The organism is Marinagarivorans sp. (assembly GCF_982758155.1).
In genome coordinates this window covers 1-7,728 of sequence record NZ_CEXWTU010000226.1, presented here as the reverse complement: position 1 = coordinate 7,728, position 7,728 = coordinate 1, and the positions used below count along the sequence as shown (strand labels likewise).

Below are 7,728 nucleotides of genomic sequence, written 5' to 3'. Positions count from 1 at the left end.
ATTATTTCGAGCCCACCTGAATAGTTACAAAAAGGAACGCATTACGCCACAAAGCATGGCGCACAACAACCGCTACCCTCGCTTCAAGAACAAGGCCACATATAGGTAGCTACCCATCCTTACTTTTAACGGGCGCGCAGAGAGCAAAAAATCTATAATCGCGAACAAACTCCACTAGGTACTAGAAATGGCTAAACCACAAAGTAAGACCCAGAAGCGCACAGACAACAACATTCGCCTAGCCCTTATTACCGTTTGCGAGCAAAGCTTGAAAGACGTGCCCGGCTTCCAGTGGCTGACCCATCAGTTAGATTTCACCAATTTTCCCGCCAGCTTACTGGTAACTTGCATTTTCGATACCCAAGCTAGCCTAGATCAAGCAGCGCAGGAACAACACACCCTGCAAATGCAAAATAACGTGCAAGCCAAGCTGTTTAAAGCCGGCGTAAAGGTTAGCTCGCCCAAAAATCAAGTGCTGTTTGATACCGAAGAAGCCTGCACACAAGAACACGAAGGCGATTGGAAGCTTCGCCTAGCCGCTAAAAAAGGGCGGGCTTTGGCTAGGAACCGACCCACGGGTTGCTAAAAAACCTAGAAGTAAGGGCCAAACGCCTAACCTTAAAATAAACCGGCCTTTCTCTATCATTAATGTATACCTCCCGCCCTGCCCAGGGGGCGGATAAAGTAATTCGAAAGTCGCCCTGCGCGCGCCTGCCAATTAGTCTTTCATCATCTACACTTTAACGATGCAATGAAATTTGAGGCGCGAAAAGGCGTACCGCAGCATGAAAAACACCTCAGTTAAGCTTCTGATTGTCGATGATAACGAAGACAACTGCGAGCTACTCGAAGATATCTTCGAGGAAGATTATGCCGTTAAAAGCGTATTCAGCGGCCTTGCTTGCCTAGATCTCATGCAAAACGAAGATTTCGATTTAGTTTTACTCGACGTTAACATGCCCAATATGGATGGCTACCAAGTATGCCAAAAGATCAAACAAAACCCTAAAACGGCATTAACGCCTGTCATTTTTGTATCCGCACTCGCCTCCACAGAAGAGCGCCTTAAAGGATATGAATTTGGCGCTGAAGATTACATTACAAAACCGTTTCAAGCCCAGCAACTTGTAGACACCGTCGCTAAAGTACTAGAGCAATACCTGCAAGCTAAAAATATAGAAAAGCAAGGCAAGGAAGCCATGAGCACGGCGTTTCAAGCGATGAGCACTAGCGCTGAACTCGGCCAAATTATTCAATTTATGCAGGTAAGTTATCAATGTAAAAGCGTTGAGAAACTCGCGCAAAGCTTATTAAGCACATTAAGTGATTTCGGCTTGAACGCTTGTTTAATGTTTCGCATGGATTACCACACCGGATTTTACGGCTGCGAAAACACCTCGATGGAGGCCAAAGTTTTTGCTCGCTGCCACCAGGCAGGCCGCATCCTAGATTTTGGCGCCCGCACACTGATTAACGACCCGAGCATATCGATTTTGGTGCGCAATATGCCCGTGGATAAACCCGATGCTTACGGCCGCATTAAAGATAACCTTGTTTCGCTCCTCGCCGGAACGCAGGCCCGCTGTCGCGCCTTGGAAATAGAGCATCAACTCGAATCCGAGCGCAAACGCGCACTACTGGCCATGCTGCAAAAAAGCCAAGGCAGCCTTAACGATATCGGTGACCTTGTGCACCACCAAAAAGAAAACACCCATAAAATATTACTCTCTATTAATGAAAAGATTGAGCACATTATTTTTGGTTTAGGGCTAGAAGAAACACAAGAACAAGCCTTAATGGAGGCCATAGACAAAGGCGTTGAAGACCTTAAACAACTGACCGAATATAGCGATCAAATCGAAACAACATTTCACGGATTCGTGGATGAGCTCGATATTCTAGTCCGACAATAACCCTATGAAAAAAACTAACGTATTTGTCGTTTCTAAATTCGCAGAAGAACACTGCACGTATATCGAATCATCTTTGGACCACCAATACATTACCGAATGCCACACCAGCTGCCATTCAATCCTCGAAAAACAAACTGAGCGCCCATTATTACAACCCGCGCAAGTGATTATTTTTTTTACAGACGGCTGGCAAGCGAACGAGATTATAACGGCGCTTAAAGCATTAGCACCGCACCCCAACACAGCTAAAACTTATGCCATCCTTTTTATAACCACAGAAGATTTATTACCAGAAATAAGCGAGTACTTTTCGGAAGAAGACGATTTTATATTTACCGATTACTCCGCTCAGTTACTACACCACAAAATTCAACAGTTGAGCCGACGCAGTAATCTATTAAAAAAACTGCAACGCGACTTACACGAAGCTAGCGAAATCGCACTACTTTCCATGTCTAACAGCAGTGAACTAGGTGAGGTATCGCGCTTTATTTTAGCGTCGTACAACTGCAAAACCTACGACGAGCTATTAGACGCATTATTTCAAGCGGTTGAAGTCTTTGGCGTTAGCTGTAGCGCGTTGATTGTGGTGGATGACAACCTATCGCTTAGGATTGCAAAACACTCTGCTCCTAAAATTCGACATACCATGCTTAAGTATCACAACCAAGGGCGCATTCACCACTTAGGGACTGACGTGATCATCACCTTCACCCATGCCACAATAATGGTGCATGATATGCCGGTCCAAAATGAGATGCATTTTGGCCGCCTTCTCGACAACCTAACGGTGCTAGGCAACTGCTTTGAAGCGCGCGCAAAAGGAATTCATAACGAAGAAGAAGCCGATGCGGCCAGCCGCGCAAAGACCATGTTTTTAGCCACAATGTCGCACGAACTGCGCACCCCAATGAACTCGGTTATTGGCTTTACCGAGCGCCTTATAAAAAAATTGGATGGCAGAATTACTGAGCGTGAACAAAAACATTTACATACCATCAAGCGCAACGGCGACCATCTTTTATCTGTGATTAACGACATCTTAGACATGTCTAAAATTGAAACAGGTAAAATGGAAATACACCCTGAGTTACAAGACGCTGCAACATTGATCAACGACATTTTCTTGCAACTACAACCGATTGCAGAAAGTAATACACTAGAGTTCAAACTTAGCATTGCACAGTCGCCCCTACCTATTTGTATCGATCAAACACGCTTTACTCAAATGGTGATGAACTTAGTCTCTAACGCGATTAAATACACGGCGCAGGGGTTTGTTTATATTGATGTTAATACTCATCAGCATAAAAAGTTAGGCGATTGTTTATGTATTGCAGTACAAGATAGCGGCATTGGCATTTGCGAGGAAGACCAAAAAAGCCTCTTCGGTAATTTTGTTCAAATTGACTCTGAATTATGTCGTAAAGTAGAAGGCACGGGCTTAGGCCTAGCCATTAGCATGGTATTTGCCGAAATGCATGGAGGCCATATCGACGTAGAAAGCCAACAAGGCATTGGTAGCTGCTTCTCTATTAACTTACCACTCCCTAACAACCCCCGTACACCCGAACCCAACCCCATCGAACCCATAGACGATCGAGCGCTAAAACTATTAGCGCAACAACACAAACCTCCCCGCGCCGATAGCGGTGTTGAGTTGTTTTAGGGGCGAGGGAAGCTCAAGCTGAAGTTCAAGTTCAAGAGGCGCAAACTCACCCAGCAACAATCAGCGCACCCACCATTTCCTGCATTTTTTCTAACTCGCGCGCACTTAAGCCTTTACCCGATTTTTGCAATAAACGCGTTAGTGCCAATTGCTGCGTTTTATCCAAAGCCTGCAGCCAATGCTCGCTTTGCTTGTATTCCAGCTCTAACACATCACGATTAGCATGGGAGTGTTGCGCTACAGCGCGCTGAAAACTGAGTGCACGCCCCAATAATACAAACGCGAACTGTAAGTTTTTAACCGGTCCAGCTAATAATTGCTGTCCACCTAATGGCATTTTTTTCAAACGTATTTTTTCGGGTTCGGCTGAAAAGTACAGCGATGCCGCGCCGCTGGTAATACCGCCCAATAAAGCACCGGTCATTAATGATGCCCCCCCTATTCCGAGATCCAATAATGCGCCCGCCGCCGCGCCCGCCGATGCCGATAGTGCAACCAACTTTTGCCGCGTAAGGCCAAATAAATACCAAGCGCTTTGATCAAAAATATCGGGGAAATCTAACGTTAGTTCTTCACCCTTAGCTTGCAAATTTTGATGTGCATACAGTACCGTAATCGTCGCTTGAAACTGCTCTTCTCGTTGTTTTAAGGCATGCTTGTACTGGGTTTGTAATTGCTGCATCAAAGTATTTTTTAAAGCATTACTGGGTAACGGCAAGGCCGTGGAGTAACTCAAAACTTCTGCCAGATATTGGCAGATTGAAAAAGCGGCTTGCACCGCGTGCTGCTTTTCTTGCTGAAGAATAAGTTGCTGGCTACGTTCTAAGCTTGCTTGCCACTGTGTACTTAATTGCGCAAAAGCCGATAAAATCGCACACTGTTTATCCACGGTGGCAGTCATAGGATTAAATACGCGCACTAAACTAAAAAATTGCCCTAAAGCGCTCTCCCACTCTGCAACATATTGTTCACCACCAATAGGGTTGATTAATGCCATGCGGGGCTGGCCGGTCCATTGCAGCAGCGTCATTTCCGCTTCGTACTCTGGGGTATAAGGCACAGAACCATCTACCACATAAATAACACCCGCCCCCTCTAATATCGGGCTTAGCAATTCCACCTCATCTTTAAAGCGAGGCGACGATTGCTGTGCATGATTCTTCTGATGGTACTCAGTAATAAATGTACGGATAGCCGTTAAACGTTCAGAGGCATTACTGGCATGCTGCTCGATGTAATCTAATAGCTGTCGCGGCCGCTGAAAACCCGGCGTATCCACCAAATGATATAAAGGTTGCCCAGCCAAATTAAAACTGAATGACTGGGCCTGCGTTGTTGTACCCGACAAGGCCGAAATAGACACGGAATCAATATGTGTTAGCGCGGCTACAATGCTGGACTTACCTTTATTAGGGTGCCCCACCACCGCAAAAATCGGTTCATTTTTCATCGGTATTCACCTGTTGCGTATCGCCAGTGCAATTACCCTCTTGCCGCTTTAAGTCCTGCACAAAAAGAATTGCCTTAGCATGCTCCGCAGCAAAATATCGCCAAGATTCACGCTGATGCGTTAACCGCTCAGCGTCCTTCTCATGGCCAATGGTCACCAATACGATGAGTTGAATAATGGCCTGCGGGTTTAATTCATCCACTATCGCAAAAAGGTCTGCCAGCTCAGCCGTTGGCACTTGCTGTTCTTGCACTAAAAAATAGGTAACGCGGCCCAAGCTAGCGGCATTATCCTGTAACCAACGCTCATCGTCTTGCCATTTCTTTAAGCCCAGCACAGCACAAGGTGCGCTCGAGAAATCGCGCTGCCAGCTAATCACCCATTCGTTCGTCAATATTAATTCTGCTAACAGCGCCTGATCCACTACTGCCGCACTGTGTATTTCAGGCGGCATTTTAGGCTTTAGGGTGGCGCGATTATTACTGGCCTGGTAAAACTGATCGAGCATGCTGCTACACGCCACCTCATTCAACAACACCATTTTAGTTTTATAAGACAGCCAAAATACCAACAAACACCGCGGTATTAACCCGTAAACGATCATGGCCATTACAATATGTGGCCACCAATGCCCCCGCAAAGCGGGATTTTCGACCATAGCCATTACCGAACTGGCTCGATAAAATTGACTTTGTGAAATCAGTAATTCAGAAGGGCCATCAACCAACCATTGCCACGGCCCAGTGAAAATACTCAAAAAGGTCGGTAACCATTGCGCTTCAGTGATTAAAGTGGAGGACCAACCAAACGCAATGTCATTAAAGAGTAGTACCAACATAAAGCTGGCAATAAGCGCTATTTGAAAAATAACCCCCAACCACTGCAGCTGCCGAAATAACCACAACCGCCCCGCAGCGCTCATTAACAGTTCTTGTGCATTCACACCCCTGGCGATTTTCTGCGTTGCACGCGCAAAAAGTTCTAACAAAAAAGGAGGGTGCCGCGCAGATAAACGCAGTGCTGTAATTGTACTACTGAGTGTTAAAACAAAAGGTAAAATACAAAACAAACCCAGCATCAACCAAAGGTTAACCGGGGTATCACCCGAATAACTTAACGCACCTACCATCGTGCTTACGCCGAGCAACCCACCGAGCAGTAACAGTAAAAAAGACACCGCCTGAACCTTGCGCCCAATGGTGCCCGCCGCCAACCACTGAGGTAGCGCAGGCTGCCTGACATCTAAACCTTCAACCCTCTGCCGCCAGCCAGTTTGCTTTAACGAGCCGCCAAAATACAACCACGACAACACGCGGAAACTCAAACTACCGGTATTAAAAGCCGGAGTAGGAATCGCTTTAAGGTCATTATTTTTTGAGGTTACGCCTGATGTCATAATGTGTGTTCGTGATCGAGTAAAAACGTATGTTAACGTATGCGCGTGGTGATGGGCACAGTGCTCTTGCCCGATAAACGCGTTCATAAATTATGGTAACTATTCAGCTATAGAAAAATATTGCTCACCTAGAGGGCTGATTGATTGTTTTCTAGGCATTCACGCGCCGGGAGCGCGTGTATAGTGCCCATGGATGGCTTGAGCGGCCTAGAAAATGATTAATTAGCACTCGATTTAGCAGATAGCTGAATAGTTACAAATTATGAAACGCCAACGAACCCTATTTAAAGAAGGAACTCTATTTTGCCCACTCAAAAGGAAATGTGCATTAAACACGGCGCCATACCCTGCCCTACACACGATAACGCCTTAATGAATATCGCCAAAGAAACGATTGGCCAGCTGCCAATTAACGGCCTGCGACGCAGCCCGAGCGAGGGCCATTGTGGTTGGTCTGTTTGGTGCGGTGCCGAGCTACCCGCTGATGAGGGATTTTTTAGTGTACTGCCGGCTGGAAACATTCAACGCAGCCTAGCGGAGGCCGATCGCTTCTTAGCGCTGCCACCGGGTTATCGGTTTCTGATTGCAGGGGCTTATACCAAAGTCTGGTTTGATGCCGCTTTACTGGATAATGATTAAGCCAACAGCCTCATCCACCCCACCAACCGAGCGAAGCCCGCTCGCAAAACCTGCCAAAAGGTTTAGAATAGCGGCTATTTTCTAGCAAAAGTCCGAAGGTATTGTATGAGCGATGTAAAGAAACCCCTTGTCCTGTTGATTCTCGATGGTTTTGGTTATTCCGAAGTCAACAAATACAACGCTATTGCCAACGCGAAAGCCCCTGTGTGGAAAGGCGTTTGTGAGAACTCACCCAACACGTTGATTGCGACTTCTGGCCTAGAAGTAGGCCTACCTGAAGGCCAAATGGGTAACTCTGAAGTGGGCCACATGACACTCGGCGCTGGCCGTGTAATGTACCAAAACTTCACTCGCATTAACAAAGCCATTGTCGATGGTGATTTTTTCACAAACAGTGCTTACACCAATGCCGTTGATAAGGCAGTTGCCAACGATAAAGCCGTACACATCTTTGGCTTATTGTCTGATGGTGGTGTTCACAGCCACGAAGACCACATGCTGGCCGCCCTTAAGCTTGCAGCAGAGCGCGGCGCTAAAAAACTATACTTGCATGCCTTTTTAGATGGCCGCGATACACCACCACGCAGCGCCGAAAGCACGCTAAGCAAAGCCGAAGCCGCGATCAAAGAACTTGGCGTTGGCCGTATCGCTTCTGTTATTG

General features: G+C 46.5%; 6 protein-coding genes and 1 pseudogene. 5 read left to right on the top strand and 2 right to left on the bottom strand.

Features of this window, described 5'->3' with window-relative positions; translation table 11 throughout:
- The first annotated feature begins 187 nt into the window (after positions 1–187).
- The 3 genes from AC3A8L_RS17860 (at position 188) to AC3A8L_RS17850 (ending at position 3,582) form a co-directional block, all read left to right on the top strand.
- A complete protein-coding gene (locus tag AC3A8L_RS17860) occupies positions 188–586 on the top strand; it encodes a Fis family transcriptional regulator (RefSeq protein ID WP_487963633.1) in 399 nt (132 codons plus the stop codon).
- 199 nt (positions 587–785) lie between these two features.
- Complete coding sequence (locus AC3A8L_RS17855) at positions 786–1,913, top strand: response regulator (protein ID WP_487963632.1); 1,128 nt, start codon at positions 786–788, stop codon at positions 1,911–1,913.
- A gap of 4 nt (positions 1,914–1,917) precedes the next feature.
- Positions 1,918–3,582: a sensor histidine kinase gene (locus AC3A8L_RS17850; RefSeq protein ID WP_487963631.1), complete on the top strand. Its 1,665-nt coding sequence runs from the start codon at positions 1,918–1,920 to the stop codon at positions 3,580–3,582.
- Positions 3,583–3,628: 46 nt separating this feature from the next.
- Here AC3A8L_RS17850 and AC3A8L_RS17845 read toward each other — a convergent pair whose 3' ends face one another.
- Positions 3,629–5,032: a DUF3482 domain-containing protein gene (locus tag AC3A8L_RS17845; RefSeq protein ID WP_487963630.1), complete on the bottom strand. Its 1,404-nt coding sequence runs from the start codon at positions 5,030–5,032 to the stop codon at positions 3,629–3,631.
- The gene (locus tag AC3A8L_RS17840; RefSeq protein WP_487963629.1) at positions 5,022–6,428 is read right to left on the bottom strand and encodes a DUF2868 domain-containing protein; all 1,407 of its coding nucleotides are present in this window, start codon (positions 6,426–6,428) and stop codon (positions 5,022–5,024) included. The genes AC3A8L_RS17845 and AC3A8L_RS17840 overlap by 11 nt, the downstream gene beginning before the upstream one ends.
- Before the next feature lie 303 nt (positions 6,429–6,731).
- On the opposite strand from AC3A8L_RS17840, the gene AC3A8L_RS17835 reads away from it, so the two are divergent.
- Entirely contained in the window at positions 6,732–7,067 is a 336-nt protein-coding gene (locus tag AC3A8L_RS17835; RefSeq protein ID WP_487963628.1) for an immunity protein Imm33 domain-containing protein, read from the top strand.
- Positions 7,068–7,172: 105 nt separating this feature from the next.
- Positions 7,173–7,728: pseudogene (locus AC3A8L_RS17830) on the top strand (2,3-bisphosphoglycerate-independent phosphoglycerate mutase); the annotation flags it as partial.

Coding starts and splice junctions, on each gene's coding strand:
- AC3A8L_RS17845 (WP_487963630.1), bottom strand. CDS start 5,032: ATGAAAAATGAACCGATTTTTGCGGTGGTGGGGCACCCTAATAAAGGT.
- AC3A8L_RS17855 (WP_487963632.1), top strand. CDS start 786: ATGAAAAACACCTCAGTTAAGCTTCTGATTGTCGATGATAACGAAGAC.
- AC3A8L_RS17850 (WP_487963631.1), top strand. CDS start 1,918: ATGAAAAAAACTAACGTATTTGTCGTTTCTAAATTCGCAGAAGAACAC.
- AC3A8L_RS17860 (WP_487963633.1), top strand. CDS start 188: ATGGCTAAACCACAAAGTAAGACCCAGAAGCGCACAGACAACAACATT.
- AC3A8L_RS17840 (WP_487963629.1), bottom strand. CDS start 6,428: ATGACATCAGGCGTAACCTCAAAAAATAATGACCTTAAAGCGATTCCT.